The sequence below is a fragment of the Solitalea koreensis genome (assembly GCF_900182575.1).
GTDB lineage: Bacteria > Bacteroidota > Bacteroidia > Sphingobacteriales > Sphingobacteriaceae > Solitalea > Solitalea koreensis.
Map to the genome: position 1 here is coordinate 158265 of NZ_FXSZ01000001.1, position 23771 is coordinate 182035.

Annotated in this window: 21 protein-coding genes; 12 read left to right on the forward strand and 9 right to left on the reverse strand. The window is 37.6% G+C overall.

The genetic code is table 11. The features are described 5' to 3' along the window. Nucleotides 1-5: 5 nt before the first annotated feature. The 5 genes from FN756_RS00680 to FN756_RS00700 all read left to right on the forward strand — a co-directional run bounded on the left by FN756_RS00680 (nucleotide 6) and on the right by FN756_RS00700 (nucleotide 5020). The gene (locus FN756_RS00680) at nucleotides 6-248 is read left to right on the forward strand and encodes a DUF3098 domain-containing protein (protein WP_142600606.1); all 243 of its coding nucleotides are present in this window, start codon (nucleotides 6-8) and stop codon (nucleotides 246-248) included. A gap of 133 nt (nucleotides 249-381) precedes the next feature. Further along, entirely contained in the window at nucleotides 382-1176 is a 795-nt protein-coding gene (locus tag FN756_RS00685) for an undecaprenyl-diphosphate phosphatase (protein ID WP_142600608.1), read from the forward strand. A 110-nt stretch (nucleotides 1177-1286) separates the two neighbouring features. Further along, a complete protein-coding gene (locus FN756_RS00690) occupies nucleotides 1287-3152 on the forward strand; it encodes a beta-galactosidase (protein ID WP_142600609.1) in 1866 nt (621 codons plus the stop codon). 139 nt (nucleotides 3153-3291) lie between these two features. Further along, the gene (gene truB, locus FN756_RS00695; protein ID WP_142600611.1) at nucleotides 3292-4074 is read left to right on the forward strand and encodes a tRNA pseudouridine(55) synthase TruB; all 783 of its coding nucleotides are present in this window, start codon (nucleotides 3292-3294) and stop codon (nucleotides 4072-4074) included. Nucleotides 4075-4087: 13 nt separating this feature from the next. After that, complete coding sequence (locus FN756_RS00700; RefSeq protein WP_142600613.1) at nucleotides 4088-5020, forward strand: bifunctional riboflavin kinase/FAD synthetase; 933 nt, start codon at nucleotides 4088-4090, stop codon at nucleotides 5018-5020. A 2-nt stretch (nucleotides 5021-5022) separates the two neighbouring features. On the opposite strand, the gene FN756_RS00705 is transcribed toward FN756_RS00700, so the two are convergent. After that, on the reverse strand, nucleotides 5023-5490 hold the full coding sequence (locus tag FN756_RS00705; RefSeq protein WP_142600615.1) for a hypothetical protein: 468 nt from the start codon (nucleotides 5488-5490) through the stop codon (nucleotides 5023-5025). Between the two features lie 105 nt (nucleotides 5491-5595). Further along, nucleotides 5596-5787, reverse strand: coding sequence for a hypothetical protein (locus FN756_RS00710; RefSeq protein ID WP_142600616.1), 192 nt, complete (start codon nucleotides 5785-5787; stop codon nucleotides 5596-5598). 445 nt (nucleotides 5788-6232) lie between these two features. Between FN756_RS00710 and FN756_RS14735 the strand changes: the two genes are divergently transcribed. Further along, nucleotides 6233-6349, forward strand: a complete 117-nt coding sequence (locus FN756_RS14735) for an integrase core domain-containing protein (protein WP_142600618.1) — start codon at nucleotides 6233-6235, stop codon at nucleotides 6347-6349. A 275-nt stretch (nucleotides 6350-6624) separates the two neighbouring features. Here FN756_RS14735 and uvrA read toward each other — a convergent pair whose 3' ends face one another. Next, the gene (gene uvrA, locus FN756_RS00720) at nucleotides 6625-9468 is read right to left on the reverse strand and encodes an excinuclease ABC subunit UvrA (RefSeq protein ID WP_142600619.1); all 2844 of its coding nucleotides are present in this window, start codon (nucleotides 9466-9468) and stop codon (nucleotides 6625-6627) included. Between the two features lie 239 nt (nucleotides 9469-9707). Between uvrA and FN756_RS00725 the strand changes: the two genes are divergently transcribed. The 4 genes from FN756_RS00725 (at nucleotide 9708) to rlmH (ending at nucleotide 14165) form a co-directional block, all read left to right on the forward strand. Beyond that, nucleotides 9708-10298 (forward strand): RNA polymerase sigma factor, encoded by a 591-nt coding sequence (locus tag FN756_RS00725; RefSeq protein WP_142600621.1) that lies wholly within the window; start codon nucleotides 9708-9710, stop codon nucleotides 10296-10298. Between the two features lie 275 nt (nucleotides 10299-10573). Further along, nucleotides 10574-12841: an aconitate hydratase gene (locus FN756_RS00730; RefSeq protein ID WP_142600623.1), complete on the forward strand. Its 2268-nt coding sequence runs from the start codon at nucleotides 10574-10576 to the stop codon at nucleotides 12839-12841. Between the two features lie 292 nt (nucleotides 12842-13133). After that, nucleotides 13134-13466, forward strand: a complete 333-nt coding sequence (locus FN756_RS00735) for a phosphoribosylpyrophosphate synthetase (protein WP_142600624.1) — start codon at nucleotides 13134-13136, stop codon at nucleotides 13464-13466. A gap of 225 nt (nucleotides 13467-13691) precedes the next feature. Beyond that, nucleotides 13692-14165 (forward strand): 23S rRNA (pseudouridine(1915)-N(3))-methyltransferase RlmH, encoded by a 474-nt coding sequence (gene rlmH, locus FN756_RS00740; protein ID WP_142600626.1) that lies wholly within the window; start codon nucleotides 13692-13694, stop codon nucleotides 14163-14165. Nucleotides 14166-14670: 505 nt separating this feature from the next. Here rlmH and FN756_RS00745 read toward each other — a convergent pair. Both FN756_RS00745 and FN756_RS00750 read right to left on the reverse strand, forming a co-directional pair. Then, nucleotides 14671-15162 carry a DUF5606 family protein gene (locus FN756_RS00745; protein WP_142600628.1) on the reverse strand — a complete coding sequence of 164 codons (492 nt, stop codon included), beginning with the start codon at nucleotides 15160-15162 and terminating at the stop codon, nucleotides 14671-14673. Nucleotides 15163-15228: 66 nt separating this feature from the next. Beyond that, entirely contained in the window at nucleotides 15229-15690 is a 462-nt protein-coding gene (locus tag FN756_RS00750; protein ID WP_142600629.1) for a peptidylprolyl isomerase, read from the reverse strand. 181 nt (nucleotides 15691-15871) lie between these two features. Here FN756_RS00750 and FN756_RS00755 point away from each other — a divergent pair, with 181 nt between their 5' ends. Continuing rightward, nucleotides 15872-17083, forward strand: a complete 1212-nt coding sequence (locus FN756_RS00755) for an asparagine synthetase B (protein WP_246085408.1) — start codon at nucleotides 15872-15874, stop codon at nucleotides 17081-17083. 81 nt (nucleotides 17084-17164) lie between these two features. Here the strand turns inward: FN756_RS00755 and FN756_RS00760 are convergent, their stop codons facing one another. The 4 genes from FN756_RS00760 to FN756_RS00775 form a co-directional block, all read right to left on the reverse strand. Then, the gene (locus FN756_RS00760) at nucleotides 17165-19165 is read right to left on the reverse strand and encodes a putative porin (protein ID WP_185955141.1); all 2001 of its coding nucleotides are present in this window, start codon (nucleotides 19163-19165) and stop codon (nucleotides 17165-17167) included. Between the two features lie 3 nt (nucleotides 19166-19168). Then, nucleotides 19169-19984: a purine-nucleoside phosphorylase gene (locus FN756_RS00765; RefSeq protein ID WP_142600634.1), complete on the reverse strand. Its 816-nt coding sequence runs from the start codon at nucleotides 19982-19984 to the stop codon at nucleotides 19169-19171. After that, complete coding sequence (lpxK, locus tag FN756_RS00770; protein ID WP_142601352.1) at nucleotides 19974-21023, reverse strand: tetraacyldisaccharide 4'-kinase; 1050 nt, start codon at nucleotides 21021-21023, stop codon at nucleotides 19974-19976. The genes FN756_RS00765 and lpxK overlap by 11 nt, the downstream gene beginning before the upstream one ends. An 86-nt stretch (nucleotides 21024-21109) precedes the next feature. Beyond that, the gene (locus FN756_RS00775; RefSeq protein ID WP_142600636.1) at nucleotides 21110-21595 is read right to left on the reverse strand and encodes an FKBP-type peptidyl-prolyl cis-trans isomerase; all 486 of its coding nucleotides are present in this window, start codon (nucleotides 21593-21595) and stop codon (nucleotides 21110-21112) included. Nucleotides 21596-21827: 232 nt separating this feature from the next. Here FN756_RS00775 and pruA point away from each other — a divergent pair, with 232 nt between their 5' ends. Next, nucleotides 21828-23507 carry an L-glutamate gamma-semialdehyde dehydrogenase gene (gene pruA / locus FN756_RS00780; protein WP_142600638.1) on the forward strand — a complete coding sequence of 560 codons (1680 nt, stop codon included), beginning with the start codon at nucleotides 21828-21830 and terminating at the stop codon, nucleotides 23505-23507. The last annotated feature ends 264 nt before the right edge of the window (nucleotides 23508-23771 follow it).

Here is a 23771-nt window from a genome sequence, read left to right on the forward strand (position 1 = left end):
ATACAATGGCAAAAATTTCAAGAAATGTGTCTGAAACAGGCACAACCAAATCTGCAAACTTTGTATTCGGAAAAGATAATTACCGCATCATGCTTATTGGTGTTGCTGTAATTATTTTAGGGTTTGCGCTTATGACCGGTACTACCGACATCATGAGTTTCAGAAAAATCACGCTTGCCCCTATCGTTGTTCTCATTGGTTTCGCCATTGAATTTTATGCTATTCTTAAAAAAACAACCGAGAAATAGTTAAATACTAATTAAGTTATTCGAGAAATAGGTTATTAAATTATTTAAATACAGCAAATAATTTAATAACCTATTTTTAATTAACCGCCTAATTGTCAACAACAACCCACTATTAATAAACCAGTAACATTTCATGACTTTTTTTCAAGCTATAATTCTTGCCATTGTTGAAGGCCTCACTGAGTTTTTACCTGTTTCATCTACAGGCCATATGATTATAGCCTCATGGTTAATGAAAGTACCCAATGATGCCTTTACAAAGTTTTTTACTGTAGGCATTCAATTCGGAACGATACTTTCAGTTGTAATACTCTACTTTAAGCGTTTTTTTCAAAGTCTTGACTTTTATTATAAGTTATTTGTTGCGTTTATTCCTGCAGCTGTTTTTGGACTGCTCTTTTCTAAACAAATCGATGCTTTATTAGAAAATGTGCTTATGGTAGGAATCATGTTATTGGTGGGTGGTATTATTTTCATTTTACTCGACAATTGGTTCAAAGCTTCCGAAAACAATCCGGACAAAGAAGTTACTTATCCAGGTGCGCTAAAAATAGGATTCTTTCAAGCCATGGCGATGATTCCCGGAGTTTCACGATCAGCTGCAACCATCATTGGTGGTTTGACTCAAAAACTAAATCGTAAGCAGGCAGCAGAGTTTTCTTTCTTTCTGGCCGTTCCAACCATGTTTGCCGCAACCGCAAAAAAAATGCTCGACTTTTATAAAGACGGCGTGAGTATAAAATCACATGAATGGAGTCTATTTGCACTGGGAAATATGGTAGGATTTATTGTTGCCATTTTAGCAATACGTTCATTCATTGGTTATCTAACAAAACATGGCTTTCGCATTTTTGGCTGGTATCGAATAGCTGTTGGCGTAGTAATTATTGTACTTTACTTTATGGGGCATAACCTTCAAATTATCTAATTATCACCGGAAAAAGTTCATTAAACTTAATGCAAACGGTTGCGTGAACGGAGAACATGAGTTTTTCAATTTTAAATTTTACTTTAGGCTTTTTAAGCATAAGTAAATCCATGAAAAAACTCCTTTTACTGTTCATTCCAGTATTTCTATCTATTTCGCTTTTAGCGCAAAAGCCTCAACACTCCTTTAAAATTGAAAACGGTGAATTTGTTTACGATAAAAAACCAATACAAATTCACTCAGGTGAAATGCATTTTGCTCGCGTACCGCATGAATACTGGCGCCATCGCCTAAAAATGATCAAGGCAATGGGTTTAAATGCCGTTGCTACTTATGTTTTCTGGAACTATCATGAAACAGCTCCGGGGGTATGGGATTTTAAAACTGAAAACCGCAACATTTCAGAATTTATTAAAATAGCAGGAGAAGAAGGATTAATGGTGATCCTTCGTCCCGGCCCATACGCATGTGCTGAATGGGAGTATGGCGGATATCCATGGTTCCTTCAAAACATAAAAGGTTTGGAAGTACGCCGTAATAATCCTCAATTTTTGGCGGCATGCAAAGAATATATTAATCACCTAGCAGCCGAAGTTAAAAATCTGCAAATCACCAAAGGCGGGCCTCTCATTATGGTTCAGGCCGAAAATGAGTTTGGTTCTTATGTTATTCAACGTAAAGACATTCCTTTAGAAGAACACAAAGCCTATAGCAGTGCCATCAAAAAACAGCTATTAGAAGCCGGATTCGATGTGCCTTTATTCACTTCCGATGGTAGCGGACTATTTAATGGGGGATCCATCGCAAACTGTTTGCCTACCGCAAATGGTGAAGACGATATAGAGAAACTTAAAAAAGTAGTGAATGAATATCATGATAATAAAGGGCCGTACATGGTTGCAGAATATTACCCGGGATGGTTAGATCATTGGGCTGAACCTTTTCCGAAAGTTTCCACTGAAAGCGTTGTGAAACAAACGGAGAAATTCCTTAAAAACAAAGTTTCGTTCAATTATTACATGGTTCACGGAGGAACTAACTTCGGCTTCACTACGGGTGCCAACTATAATAACAAGCATGACATTCAGCCGGATATGACTAGCTATGATTACGATGCACCGATCTCTGAGGCAGGATGGGCAACCCCTAAATACATTGCAATTAGGGAGTTGATGAGCAAAAATGTAAATTACACTATTCCCACTATCCCTTCAGCGCTGCCTGTTATTGAAATTCCTGAAATTAAACTGAATAAAACAGCAGGATTGCTTGAGCTGAAAAACAACATTGCACCTGTTTCGAATGATGTCCCCTTAACTTTTGAAGCCCTTAATCAAGGTAATGGCTTTGTACTGTACAGTCGTAAATTCAATCAGCCTATTGAAGGAAAATTAGAATTAAACGGATTGCGTGATTATGCTTTAATTTATGTTAATGGAGAGAGGGTTGCAGAATTAAATCGCTACTATAAAAATTATTTCTGTGAGATAAGCATCCCGTTCAATGCTACAGTAGATATTTTAGTAGAAAACATGGGCCGAATTAATTATGGCGCTAAAATCACTGAAAATAATAAAGGTATCATCAGTCCTGTAATAATCAATGGAACAGAAATTACGGGAAACTGGAAAATGTATAAAATGCCGCTTGAGCAACAACCGGACATCTCAAAACTGACTGCCAAACCGGAAAATGGTCAACCGATAATTATGAAAGGCTCGTTTGAATTGACTACAACAGGCGATACTTTTCTTGACATGGAAGCCTGGGGCAAAGGGATTGTTTTTGTAAATGGCCATCATTTGGGCCGATATTGGAGCGTTGGCCCTCAACAAACGCTATATCTACCAGGCTGCTGGCTTAAAAAAGGCAAAAATGATATTACTATTGTGGAGCTAAACAAAGCTCCCGGAAACATCCTAAAAGCGGTTAAAACACCTGTGTTAGATAAGTTGAAGACAACTAATAATCCATAAACAGTAAATCCCCGAATCAATGAAGGTTCGGGGATTTTTGATTATTAACCGCCTAAAAAAAGCTCAACTAACCAACAAATACGGAAACAAATGAATTAGTGCTATCTTTGCCGGTGTAGAAACTGCGCAAATCGAAAAGATGAGTCAAGACGAACTAAATAAGCTTCAACCCGAAATCAATTCTCCTCAATCAGAAATTTCTTCCGATAAAACCTTCAACTTTCAAGAAGGCGAAGTGTTACTCATCAATAAGCCCTACAAATGGACTTCCTTTGATGTAGTAGGAAAAATCAGAAATTCACTGAAACCCGGAAAAATTAAAGTAGGCCATGCCGGAACGCTTGATCCGTTGGCTACCGGTTTATTAATTCTTTGTACCGGTAAACTCACCAAAAAAATTGATGAATATCAGGCTCAGGAAAAAGAATATACGGGTACGATGGTCTTAGGTGCCACCACTCCTACTTATGATATGGAAACAGAGGTTGACGTACATTACGACATTCGTCATATTACGGAGCAAATGATTTTAGATAATTGCGAACAGTTTAGAGGTGACATTGAGCAAATAGCTCCTGCTCATTCGGCAATCAAAATTGACGGTGAACGGGCCTATGAAAAAGCGCGTCGCGGTGAAGAAGTTCAAATTAAATCAAGAAACGTTACCATTTCAGAGTTTGAAATCACCCGTATTGAACTTCCTGAAATTGATTTCAGAGTTGTTTGCAGTAAAGGAACATACATTCGTTCGTTAGTATCTGATTTTGGCAAAGCCTTAGAAAACGGAGCCTACATGTCGGCTTTAGTGCGTACTAGAATTGGCGACTTTAAAATTGCTGATGCTCACGACGTAACTGAAATGATATTTCAAATCCGCAGACAAAAGCACCTCGATAGCAATAACAATTCAACAAACAATTAAGCAGTAACTATTAATGAAGATTTACAAAAGTCTTGAAGAATTTGACAAAGTAAACAACCCGGTTGTAACATTAGGCACGTTTGATGGTGTGCATTTTGGTCATCGAAAAATTCTTCAGCGCTTATTGGAAATTGCTCATAATACACAGGGAGAAACGGTAATCTTAACGTTCTTCCCTCATCCGAGAATGATTCTTCATCCGGAAGATGAAAACCTGAAGCTCATCAACACCATGGATGAAAAAATTCAGCTGTTAGAAGCGGCAGGAATTGACCATTTATTAATCATTCCATTTACTCGCGATTTTTCTAATTTAACTTCTAAAGAATTTATAAAAAAAATACTGGTCGATACGATCGAAACCAAAAAGCTGGTGATTGGCTATGATCATCGATTTGGCAAAGATCGAGAAGGCAGTTTCGAACACTTAAAGCAATTCGGGCCAAAATATGGCTTTGATGTAGAAGAAATATCGGAACAAGATGTAAATGACGTAGCAGTAAGTTCCACTCGCATTCGCAACGCCTTGTTTTCAGGAGATGTGAAAACTGCAAATGAGTTTTTAGGTTACAACTATCTACTTAAAGGCAAGGTTGTAAAAGGTGATCAAATCGGCAGAAAAATTGGGTTCCCCACCGCCAACCTCTTTATTGAAGAAACTTATAAACTCATTCCTTCCGACGGCATTTATGCTGTAAAAGTTCATACAGAAAATGAAACTTATGGAGGAATGCTTTATATCGGTCACCGTCCGACCATAAACGGCATGACACGCAACATTGAAGTGAATATCTTTAACTTTGATCAGGATATCTACAACCAAAAAATCACGCTCGAATTCGTTTCTTACTTACGTGGTGATATAAAATTTGATGGGCTACCTGCACTTAAAGTACAACTAACACAAGATGAAATTGATGCAAAGGCTGTATTAAATGCGAACTAGTTTTATTCAGCAGCTTTTTTAGAGCTCAGGTAATAGCTTTGAGTTTGTTTTATTTTTAAGCCTTTTGCACCAGAAACCACTTTTTTATATTCCATAAAATTCCCTTGCTTATCTAAAAAACCAACTAAACATGAATTAGGTTCATGTCCTTTTTTCAAAGCGGGAATCATCTCCATTCCCAGATCAGGAAACACAACTGTGTCTCTGACTTCCAATTCCTTATCAACAATCACCATTTTATACCAAAACGTTTTAGGAGTTTCGTAAAGTTTTATACTAAAACGCCAATCGTTAAGATCATTATTTAAAGTGCTATTGGTATATTTTTGTTCGAATACGGCAACCGGCTCTTTATTTACTGTAGTTCTTTTTAAAGATATTTGATCTGAAGCAATTACTTTCTTCTGTTCATTTTGACAAGAAACAAATATAATTGAGACGAGCAGAGCGTAACAAAAATTGGTTTTCATGGGAGATCAGCTTGTATTTCGAGAAGCGAAAATAATATTTATTAATTGAACCTGTTATGCGATTTTAAATCATCATTATCTCCCAATGTTGAGTTCATATTTTAATCAGTTCCAATCGCTGCCGCGAGCCTTACTTTTTTTTCTAAAGCGAAAAAAGTAAGCAAAAAACGCTGCCACTGTATACATTTCGCCCGCAGCATTGCCAGAAAAATCAGCATCTCTGCCGAAAATGTATAAGGCGGAAATGAGCACATGACTTGTTGCTGAATGCTCAATTCTGATAAAATTGTAAGTCATCGGATGAATTGAAAGGTTGTCTTCGCTTTTAGCGAAGTTGATTCTTTTTTTATGAAAGTGTCTTCACTTAGAGTGAAATAAATTTATTTCTTAGTTCTTTTAAGCCTTCCGTAGGATGACTTAAAAGTTCCTATAAAACCAAGGTCTCCGACCGTCATTATAGGAATTATGCCAGTCAAAAAGGTTTGTTCACAATTGAATTTCCGATTAGGTAAGGTTGTTGCATTCGGCCGGTCGGAGACCTCCATTTTATTCAAACTTTTAAGTGATCGCTGCGCGAACACTTAAAAGAGCAAAGGGAATTATGCCGATCAAAAAGGCTTGTTCACAATTGAATTTCTTATTAGATAAGGTTGTTGCATTCGGCTGGTCGGAGACCACCATTTTATTCAAACTTTTAAGTGATCGCTGCGCGAACACTTAAAAGAGCTAGGGGTTTAAAACCTTGAATGAAGTTCGGACAAAGGTCGAAGAATGGATGTATGATTACAATTTCCAGCGCCCTCATAAGGCGCTAAACTTTAAAACTCCGATGGATTTATTGGAGGAAATAAGGAATTGAAATTCTACTTTTGAGTGGCCCAAAATAAGGGGAAACTTACACAGTTCTTTTAAGTCTTCCGTAGGATGACTTAAAAGTTCCTATGGAGCCGAGCATTATAGGAATTATGCCGGTCAAAACGGCTTGTTCACAATTGAATTTCCTATTGGGTAAGATTGTTGCATTCGGCCGGTCGGAGACCTCCATTTTATTCAAACTTTTAAGTGACCGCTGCGCGAACACTTAAAAGAGCAAAGGGAAACATAGCTTAAAAGTCCCCTTTAGTGAATTAGGGTCTATTTCTCCACCTTATTCCCTATAATAAATCGCTCTTTCAAATACTTACCTGTATATGATTTCTCCTCTTTGATCAAATCTTCTGGAACACCTTCAAACACAATATTTCCGCCTTTATCTCCACCTTCAGGCCCAATATCAATCACCCAATCGGCACACTTAATTACATCCATATTGTGTTCAATCACGATGATCGTATTACCCTGGTTCAATAATGCCTCGAATGATTTTAGCAGTTTATTGATATCGTGAAAATGCAAGCCGGTGGTTGGCTCATCAAAAATGAATAAAGTATGATGTGGATTATGGCCTTTTACCAGGAACGAAGCTAACTTAATACGCTGTGCTTCCCCTCCTGAAAGTGTATTGGACGATTGCCCTAACTTTACATAACCCAAGCCCACATCGGCCAATGGTTGTATTTTATTAATGATTTTCTTTTCATCTTTAAAAAATTCTAAAGCTTCATCAATGCTCAAATCAAGCACTTCTGAAATATCTTTATCATTGTACTTTACGTCCAATACATGCTGCTTAAAACGCTTGCCTTCGCAAGTTTCGCAAGGAAGATAAATATCGGCCATAAACTGCATTTCGATCTTCACTTCCCCTTCCCCCTGGCACGTATCGCAACGACCACCTTCCACGTTAAATGAAAACGCAGCCGGTTTTAAACCGGAAGCTTTTGCCTGGGCTTGTGATGAAAACAAGTTTCGAATTTCATCATAAGCCTTAACATAGGTTACCGGGTTAGAGCGCGATGAACGTCCAATTGGATTTTGGTCGATCATTTCAATCTGAACTACTTTTGAAAGGTCTCCGGTAATATTATTAAAGGAACCACTTTGCTCTCCGGTGAAGTTGCCGATTGCTTTTTGCAAGGCCGGATACAGAATTCTCTTCACCAAACTTGTTTTACCAGAACCTGAAACTCCCGTTACTACGGTAAGCGTGTGCAATGGAAACTTTACATCGATACCTTTAAGGTTGTTCTCTCGAGCTCCTTGTATTTCAATATAATCCGACCATTTTCTGCGTTGTTTTGGAACTTCAATAGCGCGTTTGCCCGACAAGTATTGCCCGGTTAAACTTTCCTCATCAGCAATAATTTCTTCAAAAGTTCCATCAAACACCAAGTTACCGCCATTAATTCCGGCACGTGGCCCTATGTCGATCAAATGATCGGCAGCATGCATAATTTCTTCTTCGTGCTCAACCACCAACACCGTATTTCCTGCATTCCGTAGTGATTTCAACACGCCAATCAGTCGATTCGTATCTCGCGGATGCAAACCTATACTCGGCTCATCCAACACGTAAACAGAACCTACCAAACTGCTTCCTAAAGAGGTAGCCAGGTTAATGCGCTGTGACTCTCCTCCTGAAAGTGTATTGGATAAACGATTCAGCGTTAGATATCCCAAACCAACATCATTCAAGAACAATAAACGATTCCGCACTTCAATCAATAATCGCTTGGCAATCTGCGCATCGTGCTCGTTAAGTTGTATCTCATCAAAGAATTTGGCTGACTTTACAAGTGGCATTAAAACAATATCAGTAATTGATTTTCCGGCCACTTTTACATAGCTCGCATCCTTGCGCAAACGACTTCCCTTACAATCCGGACAAATGGTTTTTCCGCGATAACGTGAAAGAATAACCCGGTATTGAATTTTATAGGTTTGTGTTTCGAGCTCTTTAAAAAATACGTTTAAGCCTTGAAAATACTTATTACCGGTCCATAATAATTCTTTTTCTTCTTCAGTAAGATCCTGAAAAGAACGATGAATCGGGAAGTCGAATTTGTTAGAGGAACGTATTAAGGCATCATTCCATTCTTTCATTTTCTCACCTCTCCAGGGAGCAATGGCGCCATCGTAAATAGAACGGGATTTATCGGGAATTACCAAATCAGGGTCAATTCCAATTACATTCCCATAGCCTTCGCAGGTTTTACATGCACCATATGGATTATTGAAACTGAAAAACTGTGGAGAAGGCTCTTCGAATCTTAATCCATCCAACTCAAACCGATCACAAAAATGGTTTTCGGTTAATTCGGCATCCTCAATTGAGTACGTAATAAAGCAATCGCCTTTTCCTTCAAAAAAAGCAGTTTGCACTGAATCTGCTATACGGTTTACAGTATCCTCGTCTTCTTTATCAACGATGATCCGATCGATAAGAATTCTGACATCTCCTTCGTGTAAAGATGCTGAAGCCTTAACTGTGGGATCTTCCAAAACATCTTCAATCTTTTTAATCGAACCCAGGTAAGAAATTCGCTTAAAGCCTTTCTGCAATAGAACCGCTAACTCTTCTTTTACAGAACGATTATTATGCGGATGCAAAGGACAAAATATATTTACGGCCGTATCAACATTCAACGAAATAATAAAATCAGTTACTGACGAAACCGTATCTTTTCGAACTTCCTGCCCTGAAACCGGAGAAAGCGTTTTACCGATTCGGGCAAAAAGCAGTTTCAGGTAATCATAAATCTCCGTAGAAGTACCAACAGTTGAACGAGGATTGGTTGCATTTACCTTTTGCTCTATGGCAATCGCAGGAGCAATACCCTTAATATAATCCACATCGGGCTTGTTCATTCGTCCCATGAACTGACGGGCATAGGCCGAAAGACTCTCTACATAGCGGCGCTGACCTTCAGCATACAAGGTATCAAAAGCCAGGCTCGACTTACCAGAACCAGATAACCCTGTGATTACTACCAGTTTATTTTTAGGAATTGCGACATCAATGTTCTTTAAATTGTGAACACGTGCACCTTTTATAATGATATGCGTTTTCGCACTTAATTCGTCGACTGATTTGCTCATTTACTAATATCTACGTGGGGGACTAAACAGTCATTTCAAAAGTTTAACAAAACTGCACAAATTAACAGGGTGTTGAAAATAAATTTCAAAGAAGAAGGGAATAACAATGTAAAAACCTTTTGTAATTAAATAATAAGTTGTTTATTTGCGAGAGACACATCCAAAAACGAACGCTTATAGGTTAATATTCTACTCAACTAAATCAATTCGTTAATTGTTTTCAATTTGTTAGGATAGCTATGAACTTTCGAATACAAACAGACCAATATCTAATCCATTCCTACCTTGAAGGGAATGAAATTGCGCTCGAAACTCTCATTACACGCCATAAGTCTAAAGTTTATACAGCTATTTATTTACTGGTAAAGGACTCTTACCTGGCAGAAGATATTTTTCAGGATACTTTTGTAAAAGTGATTAATACCTTAAGAGCAGGTAAATATAATGAAGAAGGTAAATTTTTACCTTGGATTATGCGCATTTCTCACAACTTGGTTATTGACCATTTTCGTAAAGATAAACGTACTCCTGTAATAACTACCGGTGATGGCTACGACATTTTTGAACTTTTACATTTTGTTGAAGAAAATGCAGAAGATAAAATAATCAGGGAACAGAATTACTTGAATTTAAGACAACTTATTCTTAAGCTTCCGGAAGAACAAAGAGAAGTTCTGATTATGCGACATTATGCTGATTTGAGCTTTAAGGAAATTGCTGACATAACAGAAGTAAGCATTAACACTGCTTTAGGTCGGATGCGGTATGCATTGAACAATCTGCGTAAAATGATGGATATTAAAGAAGCCAGTTTTAAAGAAATAAATTAAATTCATTTATTAAAAGGAAACGCCGCTATGCGTTTCCTTTTTTTATTATCTATGATTTATTCTTTCGTTGCTCCTGCAATCTAAAATTCGACTTAATAAACTTAATAGGTCATCCTCATGTTAAACAATAAAGTAGACCCTAAGAAATCGCAAAAACCAAACTAGTCAGCACTTCTTGTTTAGACCTCTTCCAAATTACCAAATGGAATATTCTAAGGGTTCTATAATCTGTTTTTTTGTAAATTCGCAGTGCATAAATTATAAAAACATAAAACATGGCGTTTGATATAGAAATGATTAAAAAGGTTTACGCAAGTATGCCGGCTCGAATTGAAGCTGCCCGCAAGCTCGTAAACAAACCGTTAACCTTAACCGAGAAGATTCTTTATTCTCACTTGTGGGATGGCAATGCGACTACCGCTTTTGAACGTGGAAAGTCATACGTTGATTTTGCACCGGACCGCGTAGCAATGCAAGATGCTACCGCTCAAATGGCGTTATTACAGTTCATGCAAGCTGGTCGTCCAAAAGTAGCAGTTCCTTCTACTGTACACTGCGACCACTTAATCACAGCACAAGTGGGTTCAGCACAAGATTTAAATGTTGCTGAGGTTACCAACAAAGAGGTTTACGACTTTTTATCATCTGTATCAAACAAATACGGTTTAGGTTTCTGGAAACCGGGAGCAGGTATTATTCACCAGGTAGTTTTAGAAAACTATGCTTTCCCAGGCGGTATGATGATCGGAACTGACTCACACACGGTTAACGCCGGAGGCTTAGGAATGATCGCTATCGGTGTTGGCGGTGCTGATGCATGCGATGTAATGGCTGGCTTACCTTGGGAGCTTAAATTCCCTAAATTGATCGGTGTAAAACTGACCGGTAAATTAAGCGGTTGGACTGCTCCTAAAGATGTTATTTTAAAAGTGGCTGGTATTTTAACTGTAAAAGGTGGTACCGGTTGCATCGTTGAATATTTTGGCGAAGGTGTAACTTCAATGTCGTGTACTGGTAAAGGCACTATTGCTAATATGGGTGCTGAAATTGGGGCTACCACTTCAACTTTCGGTTACGACGAATCAATGGAGCGTTATTTACGTTCAACTGATCGTGCTGAAGTTGCTGATTTGGCAAATGGCATTAAACAACATTTAACTGCCGATCCGGAAGTGTATGCTAACCCTGAATTATATTTCGACCAGGTAATTGAAATTAATTTAGATGAATTGGAACCACACTTAAATGGTCCTTTCACTCCAGATTTGGCTACTCCAATTTCAAAAATGAAAGAAGAAGCGGCTAAACATGGCTGGCCAACTAAAATCGAAGTAGGCTTGATCGGTTCATGTACTAACTCTTCATACGAGGATATCTCTCGTGCAGCATCTTTGGCTAAACAGGTAGCTGACAAAGACCTTAAAACAAAAGCTGAATTCACAATTACTCCAGGCTCTGAACAAGTACGTTATACGATTGAGCGCGACGGTTTCTTAGAGACTTTCGACAAAATTGGTGCTAAAGTATTTGCAAATGCTTGCGGACCATGCATCGGAATGTGGGCGCGTGTTGGTGCTGAAAAAGCAGAGAAAAACACCATCGTTCATTCATTCAACCGTAACTTTGCTAAACGTGCCGATGGTAACCCTAACACGTTCGCATTTGTAGGTTCTCCTGAATTGGTAACCGCTTTGGCAATTGCCGGAGATTTAACCTTTAACCCTACTACCGATTTCTTAACAAACGAGAAAGGTGAAAAAGTGAAGTTAGATGCTCCAAGCGGAGATGAACTTCCTGTTAAAGGTTTCGCTGTAGAAGATGCAGGATACCAGGCTCCAGCCGCTGATGGTTCTGGTGTCGAAGTTGCTGTTTCTCCAACTTCAGATCGTTTGCAAATTCTTGCTCCATTTGCAGCTTGGGAAGGCACTAACCTTACCGGTTTAAAACTGCTTATCAAAGCTAAAGGCAAATGTACTACTGACCATATTTCAATGGCAGGCCCTTGGTTGAAATTCCGTGGTCACCTTGATAACATTTCAAACAACATGTTGATCGGTGCGGTAAATTTCTTCAATGACAAAACTGATAATGTTAAAAATCAATTAACCGGCGAATACGGACCAGTTCCTGCAACTCAGCGTGCTTACAAAGCAGCGGGTATCGGTTCAATTGTAGTTGGCGATGAAAACTATGGTGAAGGTTCATCACGTGAACACGCAGCCATGGAGCCTCGTCATTTAGGTGTTCGTGTGGTATTGGTGAAATCATTCGCTCGTATTCACGAAACTAACTTGAAAAAACAAGGTATGCTAGGTGTTACTTTTGCTAACCCTGCCGATTATGACAAAATTCAGGAAGATGATACTGTTGATGTATTAGGCTTAACTGAATTTGCTCCAAGCAAACAGTTAACAATTGTATTCAATCATAAAGATGGTAGCAAAGATGAAATCTTAGTAAACCATACTTACAATGAACAACAAATTGAATGGTTTAAAGCCGGTGGAGCATTAAATATCATCCGCAAACAGGTTGCTAATTAATTTCAATTAACTCACACTAAAAAAGCCTCCGAAAATTTCGGAGGCTTTTTTAGTGTGTTACAGATCACCTTTCTTAACCCAATACAAAATAAAATTCCAATAAACACTAACATTTACAAATTTTCAACCCCAACAACACTTCATTCCAAAGCAACATTCTGATAAAACTCTTTTTTTCTTCAGAAAAAACATTTTTTATATAGTAAAAATGTTACATTGCAGGTCTAAACCAAGCACTATATGGACGATCGGGTTCATATGGCATTTATCAAACAAATAGACCAAAAAAGATATGAAGAAGTTATTGGTAACATTAAAACACTTAGCCTATTTAACCTCTGAAGGCTATAAAGATAGTTTTGAATTAGTAGCTACCGGCATTAAATCACTTACAACTGGAGCTATACTTTCGCATGAGCACTTTACAATTAAAGCATACTATAAAATCGACGGAATTAAAGACCCTAAAGATGCATCTTTGGTTTATGCAATAGAAACCATGGATGGATTAAGAGGCGCGCTCATAACCGCCTATTCAGCCTTTAACGAAATTATATCACCCGATCTTATAAAAAAGCTTGCCTTACATCCGGTACCGGTTAATGTAAGATTTAATAACGATTAAAATTCTAGCACATTCTATAAATAAAGAGGCTGTCTCCTATATATGAAAAACAGGAGACAGCCTCTTTATTTTTTATAAAAAAATCTTCATCAGATTCAATGACTTCTCTTTTCCTGATCGGGAATTCAATGGTTTTTTTAGCGCATCTTCACTCGATAATGATATTCAATAAATTAAAACCAATTATTTCAATTTATTGAATCAAAATTATTTCGAACTTGCAATATGAAAATCACTCTCATTCAAATCGGAAAAACAGAAGAAAAGTATTTACTGGAAGGCATTGATAAATTTGAAAAAAGATTAAAGCATTACATCAATTTCTCATCGATCACCATTCCTGCGCTGAAGAATACCAAAAACATGAGCGTAACTGAGCAAAAAAAGAAAGAGGGTGAACTATTATTAAAACTAATCCACAATTCTGACCACTTAATACTCCTTGATGAACAGGGAAAGGAGTTCGGTTCATCCGCATTTTCAGCTTACCTAAACAACCATATGAATAAAGCTGTTCAACATCTCGTATTTGTAATAGGTGGGCCTTATGGATTTGACAGCCGAGTGTATGACCGGGCCAATGAAAAGATTAGTCTTTCCAAAATGACCTTCTCGCACCAAATGGTACGTTTATTTTTTACTGAGCAGCTATACCGATCTTTCACTATTTTAAAAGGAGAGCCTTATCATCACGAATAAGCCAATCTTATAATTAATGAGTAAAAACATTGGCAATGAATTTGAATAAGTAAGGTTATTAAAATAACTTTATATGAAAGCTACAAGTTCAAACTCTAATGCAGGTACGTTATTACTCGTTGCGCTGTTCATAGCAGGTATCCTACTAATTTTTAGCTTAAATCATTGGCTGGGATTTCATAACGACCTTCAAAATCAATCACCTAAATCAGCACAAATGATGCGATAACTACTTTTTACTTAATTTGCAAAGCTATTTTATGCTTCAACTACAAAAAAACCGGATTATCTCCGGTTTTTTTATTAGTAGTACACAAAAGACACTCAATGTATTTAATATTAAACAGTTTTCGAACCCACTTTATCGCCAATTCAGTTATCAACAATTGTGAATAATTAAAACAAATCTTACTCTCAATCAATATTTAACACAAAAAAATCAAAACTGGCAGAAAAAAAATAGAAAAATTGAACATTTCCACCCAACAACAAAAAAAGCGGAGTATTACTCCGCTTTTTTTGTTGTTTTTTTAGCTTTTTTAGGCTTTTCTTCTATTTCCTCCTCTTTCACAATAGCTTCAGGGGTGGATTCAGAAGCTACTGTCGCATCAGGATCTTCTTCTCCCCATAAAGGAAGTACAGAAAGAATTTTATACCAGCTAACTATTTTCTTAATATCCGACACATAAACACGTTCGCCATCATGCTCAGGAGCTACTTTAGCAAAAAATGTTTTTAATACATTATTATCTGCTTTCACATCCGGAACCTCAGTACCTACTGCGCTCATATTTTCAAATATGTTGATCAACTGCAGATCCTCATTTTCACCATAAACTGTGATTTCACGCAAAGCTGCAACACGAGCATTTCCGTTAATTACAACTTTATTTCTAGCGGCATCCATTGATTCAAGTACAAAACCTGCTTTGTTTTGTCCAATCACTTTATATAATCCTGGTTTTCCAGCTACAGAAACAATTCCTCTTAAATTCATTTTTTCTTGATCTAGGAAAAAAGAAACAAGGCAAAATTTCTTTCAGCCCCTGTTTCCTCTTTCGATTTATTCTTCTACGATTTCAATTGATAAAATTTTATCACCCTGGCGAATATCATCGACCATATCAACATTTTCAACTACTTTACCAAAGCAAGTATGATTACGATCTAAGTGCGCTGTATTTTTACGACTATGGCAAATAAAGAATTGTGAACCGCCAGTATTACGGCCCGCATGCGCCATTGAAAGCACACCTCTGTCATGATACTGATTTTCGCCATCTAACTCACAAGGAATTTGATAACCCGGACCTCCTGAACCTGCACGATTCGCCGTAGCCGGATCTTTAGAAAACGGGCAACCTCCTTGAACTACAAAGTCAGGAATTACGCGATGAAATGTAACACCATTATAAAAGCCTTCTTTGGCCAATTTTATAAAGTTAGCAACTGTTCCTGGAGCATCTTTTTCAAAGAACTCCACTTTCATGTCACCTTTTTCGGTTTTAATAATTGCTTTAGCCATTGTTAGAAATATAAATTAGGAGGGCAAAAATACGAAAAGATATGAGAACAACTGACAGCAGAGAACAATTCCTAAACATGTAAACTTATAATGCCCCAATTTTGAAAACAATAAAGTAATTATATTAAATTTGAGAATGCGCAAAAGTATACTTGTATTGCTGTTTTGCTGCCTATCGCTAATGAGCATGGCTTCATCCCTTTTGATTCCTATGGATGAAAGCCAAAAAAATCATTTAAAGGCTTATGGTATTGCTTACTGGATGCTTCAAAGAGAAGTGGTAGTGGATTGGCTGCTGAATTATAGAGGCGGAAGTTTTTTAATACCTAACAGCCAACAATTACAACAGGAATGTAACATTCGGGGAGTTTCATATGAAGTAATTCCGGATGTGCAGGTAAATTCCATTCTAAAAGAAATTGCAGATCCTGAGTCAAACACTGACCTGGTTAAACTTGAGAAAGTCCCTAAAATTGCTGTTTATTCTCCTAAAAATAAATTACCGTGGGATGATGCGGTTACGATGGTGCTTACCTATGCTGAAATTCCATACACCTTACTTTACGACGAAGAAGTTCTAAAGGGCGATTTGCCGAAATATGACTGGCTGCATTTACATCATGAAGATTTCACCGGCCAATACGGACGTTTTTATGCACAATTCCGAATGATGTCCTGGTATCAACAAGATGTGGCTATACAAGAGAAAACTGCCCATGCTCTGGGCTTTAAAAAAGTTTCAGAAATGAAACTGGCAGTAGCTAAAACGATAAGAGATTTTACTGCAGGTGGAGGCTTTTTGTTTGCCATGTGCTCTGGAACGGATAGTTTTGACATTGCTTTAGCTGCAGAAGGGATAGATATCTGTGAAAGCATGTATGATGGCGATGCTGCCGACCCCAACGCGAACGCTAAACTCGATTATAGTAAAACTTTTGCGTTTCGGAATTTCAAAATTGATATGAATCCCTACAACTATGAATTTGCAGATATCGATGTGCCGGCCATAAGGACTGTTGATGAAACAACCGATTTATTCTCTTTATTTGAATTTTCAGCTAAATGGGATGTCGTTCCTACCATGCTTACCCAAAATCATACGAGAATTATTAAGGGTTTTATGGGACAAACTACAGCCTTCCGTAAGGAAACGATCAAACCGGATGTGTTGATTTTGGGAGAAAATAAAGCCTTAAACGAAGCTCGATACATACATGGCGAATATGGTAATGGAACCTGGACTTTTTATGGGGGGCACGATCCTGAAGATTATCGCCACCAGGTAGGTGACCCGCCGACAGATTTAAGCCTGTACCCTAATTCTCCGGGATATCGCTTAATTCTTAACAATGTGCTTTTCCCTGCAGCTAAAAAGAAAAAACAAAAAACCTAGCCTATTAATTAAGTGAGATTCGAAACCATTGTTTTCAAATCTCACTTAATATTGTTTTTTTTTGCACTTATATACTAGCATTTAATCGTAAAATCTCCAACTCACTCCAAACTTTAAGTTTTGATCGGGCATTGCGTATTTATCGACCGTATAATACCCTTTTCTCCCCAAGCCCTGATTAAGGTAATCATATTTTACTAAAAAGCGGGCTCTACGCAAATTAGCTGTTAAAAAAGCATCCAGAATAGGATAATTACCAACTTGAATTGTTGAACTATTAACATAATATTGACCTAATTCCGGAGCATAACTATACGCCTTATAAGTTGTGTAATATCTCGCATCTAAGCCTACCTGAAAACCTAAGGCTTTGAATACCTTATTTTGATAAAAGATACTTTGATAGGTATAAAAAGCCGGAGTTGAAATGAAACTTGAATTGTTTTTCTGAAAAACGTAATGACTCAACCAACCAAATTTTCCAAACAATACTTCCTGATCCAATTGTACTCTAAATAAATGCACCGAATTTGGAGCTTGAATAGGAATAATGCCGATTGGATCTTTTCGAAGATAAGTGTAATTCGTAGTTAAAAAATATTCGCCTGACAGAGCAGTTTTCGTCCGTTCGTTTGAATAATAAACACCAAGCTGATTGGTATTAATTTTACTAAAACTATTATCCCAGAAATGATGATTTGAAGCATACTTGGTAAAGAGATAACCGGGTTCAGCATTTTGAGAAAGGGCTTTTAATAAAACCTTACCTGCATTCTGACCTAAATCGACTGTAACAACCGCGTTGAGCAGATAATCACTAAAATTATATCCTGCCAAATTATATTCACCATTTGCTACTAATCCAATTGTATTCGATAAAGCAATCCCAATTTTACCTTTTAGTATGAAATTATTAAATGAACGGTCAGTAGGAACTACTGATGAGGTATCATGAAATACAATCGATTGCTTATAGGTAAGATAATCAAAACGGACACCCGCGTTTACATTGAACTTATTTAAACCGCCCCTGCCATAAAGCGCCAAATCCAAATCATTTCTAAGCAATTTTTGACTTATATTATCATTAGTTTTCAGGGTATCGTAGTAATTATACTGATAATATTGCGTTGGTCTTAAAGGATCTCCACTAGCATAGGCTTGATCATATGTATAACTTTTTTGATCGTATAAGAACTCGTGCGACACTCTTGAATACGGTGATTTGAATAGTTTATTTTGATAACGTGCATTTGTATCACGCTTGCCAATAATATAAGTCTGCTTTAAAAACCAACTAAAGTTTTTCCAGGTATTTTTTGCATTATTAAGATATACACCTTCAAATTGATGTGATACAACTGTTGGAACGGTAAAAATACTATCATTGGTCAAGCCCCCATTTTCCTGCGCCTTAAAACCAAAAGTACTGATATTACTCACCAAATTATATTTCAAGCTTTTTGACTGATACCAAGACCATCCAGTCAAATAACTGTCTTTCGGACGTTGCTTGGGGTAATATCCTTCAGACCCCAGTGTAAAATATTTTATCCCAACGTTAAAATTAGGTTTAATATTTTGAGTATGAATAAAATAAAACATGGATTCTTTCCCAAATGCACTTACCCAATACAATTCTGTATAAGGAGCATAAACACGATAATATTGAACATGCTCTGGTTTAATTTCATACAAGGAGTATGCATTTTGCCCATTTCTGAATTCTACAGAATTCACAGTAAACTGAGGAAATAGGTTATGAGATGGTAATCCGAGATTACCATTATTCATGTAGTAATTATTATTATGATAGAAAGGACTGTAATTTTGAAACCTGTTTATTACCGTATCAAGGCGAGTGAATGCTATGGTATCTTGTTCAAACTGACTAGCATTAGCAAACCTAATGTCTTTAGCATAAAATTTCTTTACAGAATCTTTTCGATTATAAAAGTCTTGTATTCCGCCAGCATTTGCAGGAGGAACATGCTTGGTAGTATCTGTAAGCACGGGTTGAACCTGCGCCCAAGAAAATGCACAGGAAAAACTAAGTAGCAGTACTAATAAATATTTTCTCAAAATTTAAATTGATGAAATCAGTTCTTTTAAAATTAATGTCATTTTAGGCTCTGCTTGCTCAGCTACTGCAATTATCTCCTGAAGATTCACTGGTTTTAATGTTTCAGGAAAGCATTCATCAGTAATAACTGAAACAGCAAATACGGGCAAATTCATATGATTGGCCACAATTACTTCAGGAACCGTACTCATACCCACAACATCTCCACCAATGATTCGAAGATAGCGATATTCAGCTCTTGTTTCCAAGTTAGGGCCTGATACACTTACATAAACACCAGTATGTGCCTTAATTTGATGTTTCTTTGCAATTTCTTGTGCTTTAACAATTAGTTCTTTGTCGTAAGGAATTGACATATCAGGAAAGCGAGGTCCGAAATAATCAAGATTGTGACCTCGTAAAGGATTATCTGGCAACAGATTAATATGATCTTCAATAATCATTAAGTCACCCTTTCGATAATCAGGATTTAGCCCACCACATGCATTCGATACAAATAACTTTTCAGCACCCAATAGCTTCATTACTCTAACCGGGAAAGTAATTTGCTGCATGGAATAGCCTTCATAATAATGCAAACGACCTTGCATTGCTACAACTTTACGGCCTCCAATTTCACCAAAAATTAATTTACCGGTATGAAATTCTACTGTTGCAATCGGAAAATTCGGAATGTTTGAGTACATCAATTCGTACTTAACATCTATATCACTTACCAGTTTACCAAGACCTGTCCCCAGTATAATACCGAATTCAGGCTTAAAGCCTTCAATTTTCTTTTCTATATAATCTACTGTTGTTCTTAATCTATCCAACATAGTCAAGTATCAGTTTGTCAAAATCACGTTTAAATCGATCACAAATTTCAGCCCGAATGGGTAAATAATGGATCGGCAAGTTAATAATTTCATTCTGCAGCTGCGGCTCTTGCAAACGCATTGCATCCTTTTCAGTAGTAATAATTAACTTATTACCTCCAGGTATAGCAGAATAAGCATCGCTTAATTTTTCGATATCTCCTTTAGTAAATCGGTGGTGATCACCAAACTCAAGGTGAGTAATATTTTTAGAGTATTGTTCAAGGAAGTCAATCAACGGTCCTGTCTTCGCAATTCCGGTTAACAATACGATTTGTGTTTTTTTGTTGATTGCAGATAAAACCCAACTTTCAGATGAATTTGAATCAAGCAATTCCAGCTCCGCATAATTAATATAGGAGTAATATATCTGCTGACCGGGGAAGGGCCGAATACGGTTTTCAATAATCCGTTGATCCAATGGCGAGAATATTTTTGGCGCTTTAGTTACAACAATTATGTCGGCGCGTTTCATTCCTGATTTAGGTTCTCTCAAGTTCCCCGCCGGCAATAAAACCCATGGCTCAAATACTCTATGATAATCGATCAGTAAAACGGTAAGCCCGGCTTTTACCCTTCGATGCTGAAATGCATCATCTAAAAGGATAACCTGATGATCATTTTTGAGTTGTTCTATTCCTTTAACCCTATTTTCAGAAACAGCAACTGAAATATCCTTAAACTTTACGTTAAGCTGTTTGGGTTCGTCGCCAATTTGGCTAGAAGTTGACTCCTTACTTGCTAGTATAAAACCACTCGTTTTACGGCCATATCCTCGACTTAGGGTGGCTACTTTCTTTTTATCGGCAAGTAAGCGCACTAAATACTCAATCATTGGAGTTTTTCCGGCTCCACCAACTTCTAAATTTCCAACCACAATTATGGGAAGGTCAAACTGATTAGATTTGAAAAAACCCAAATCATATAGCTTATTTCTAAGCATTACCAACAAACCATAAATGAGCGAGAAAGGATAAAGGAGTAAGCGCAATTTTTGCATAGGAGATAAATTAGTTGCAGTAGCAGAAACAGTTGCAGTAAATGTTGTTGACAAACTGCTCCTGTCACTGCCACTGAAAACCTGTTTTAGTGATGTTCGCCACCATCAGGGTGAACGTGACCGTGAGCAACTTCAGATTCAGAAGCCTCACGCATACTTTCAACTTTTACATCAAAAAATAATGTTTGTCCGGCAAGAGGATGATTACCGTCAACAACTACTTTATCACCATCCAATTCAATAATACGAATTACCATTGGCTGACCATCACCCATTGTTTGAAACTGCATTCCTACTTCTAATTCAGCATCAGATGGGAAATTTTGACGAGGTGCAGCGAAGACCAATGATTCATCAAACTCTCCGTATCCATCCGCTGGAGCTACTTCAACAAGTTTAGCATCACCAATCTTCAAGCCTTCTAATTCTTTCTCCAAACCGGGAATTATATTATAGCTGCCATGCAAATACTCAAGCGGTTGGCCTGGCTGCGACTGATCGAGCACATCTTTTTTGTCATTAGTCAGTGTGTAAGAAATTCCTACCACTTTACCGTTTTTGATAGTTTCCATAATAATTATTTGAGGCACAAAAGTAAATATAATTCTACGGGAATAACAGACAGCTAAAAGCTAAAAGCATAATTTAGAAAGAAAAACTTGGGGAAAACTGATCTTATCGAGCCCAAAGAATACTCTTTTTCTCTATTCTGCTATCCGCATTTCATTAAAATATCCTTCCCTTTGCCCTCATTCTTTGCTATCTTTGCCTCATTCTAATAAACCTTAACTTCTCTAATCAATCATGTTAAAAGGATTCTTCAAAATTCCAACTCCATACAATGAACCTGTTTTGAGTTATGCTCCCGGTTCAGGAGAACGTACTCAATTAAAAGCAGCTTTAACCGAAGCTCGTTCTAAGCAAATCGAGGTCCCTATGTATATTGGCGGCGAGAAAGTGCTTACTGATAGAAAAGTAGCCTTACGCCCTCCTCATGATCATCAACATATTTTAGGTTATTACTCACAAGGCAGTAAAGAACATGTAACCCAGGCTATTAATGCAGCCTTAGCGGCTAAAGCTAAATGGGAAGACCTCGCTTGGGAACAGCGTGCAGCAATTTTCTTAAAAGCTGCCGATTTGATCGCTGGTCCTTACCGCGCTAAATTGAATGCAGCAACAATGCTGGGCCAATCGAAAAGTGCTTACCAGGCCGAGATCGATTCAGCTTGTGAAATCATCGACTTCTTGCGTTTCAACGTGGCCTACATGACTGAAATTTACAGTCAGCAAGTTGATTCGGCAAAAGGTGTATGGAACCGTATTGAGCAACGTCCGCTTGAAGGTTTTGTTTTTGCACTTACTCCTTTCAATTTCACAGCTATAGCCGGTAATTTGCCAACTTCGGCAGCATTGATGGGTAATGTTGTGGTTTGGAAACCCGCCAACACTCAAATTTATGCCGCAAATGTGCTGATGGAAGTTTTCCGTGAAGCAGGCGTTCCTGATGGCGTAATTAATTTGGTGTACGTTTCAGGTCCAGATGCAGGTGATGTAATCTTTAAACACCCTGACTTTGCAGGTATTCACTTTACAGGTTCTACCGAAGTGTTCCAAAATATTTGGAAAGAAATTGGCAACAACATTCATCGCTATAAAACCTATCCTAGAATTGTAGGTGAAACCGGAGGTAAAGACTTTATCCTGGTTCACGGATCGGCAGATGTAGATGTTGCAAACACTGCGCTTGTTCGTGGCGCTTTTGAATACCAAGGACAAAAGTGTTCGGCGGCATCACGAGCTTACATTGCTAAGAGTATTTGGCCTTCGGTTAAGGAATTGATGGTGAAAGATATCGCTTCATTCAAAATCGGACCGGTTGAGAACTTCGAGAACTTCATCAATGCTGTTATTGATGAAAAATCGTTCGATAAATTAGCTAAATATATCGACAACGCTAAAGCTGATCCAAATGTTGAAATCCTTGCGGGTGGCACTTATGATAAATCAAAAGGTTATTTTATCAACCCTACGGTGATTGTGGCTAAAGATCCTAAGTATGTTACGATGTGTGAAGAACTGTTCGGACCGGTACTTACTATTTTTGTATACGACGATGCGCAATTCGATGAAACATTAAAATTGATTGACACCACATCGATTTATGCATTGACAGGTGCCGTAATCGCACAAGATCGTTACGCTATTGACCAGGCAACCCATGCCCTACGTAATGCAGCAGGTAACTTCTACATTAACGATAAATGTACTGGTGCTGTTGTTGGTCAACAACCGTTTGGTGGCGCACGAGGTTCAGGAACCAATGACAAAGCTGGCTCAATGATCAACTTATTGCGTTGGGTTTCTCCTCGCACAATTAAAGAAACTTTTGATCCTGCTAAAGATTATCGCTATCCGTTTATGGCAGAAGACCTAGTAGAGAAAAAGGTTTCGGAAACTGTTGTGAGTGCAGATCAAAACTAATTTTTAAAACAACTATTACAATAGAAAGCCGGTTAACTAATAATTAACCGGCTTTCTTATTAGTACCCAACAACACATGTTAACTTAATATAAATGACACGTTTTAAAGCACTTAACCAATCCACCTGAAGTACAATTCATTATAACCATCCTTTACAGAGGTTTTATATTTTGTTAATATTAAATTAACCTAGCGCTACCTTTCAATTAATATTTTTGCAGCGTTAAGTTTACAATTTATTAACAGGAAGTGAATTTTAAGCT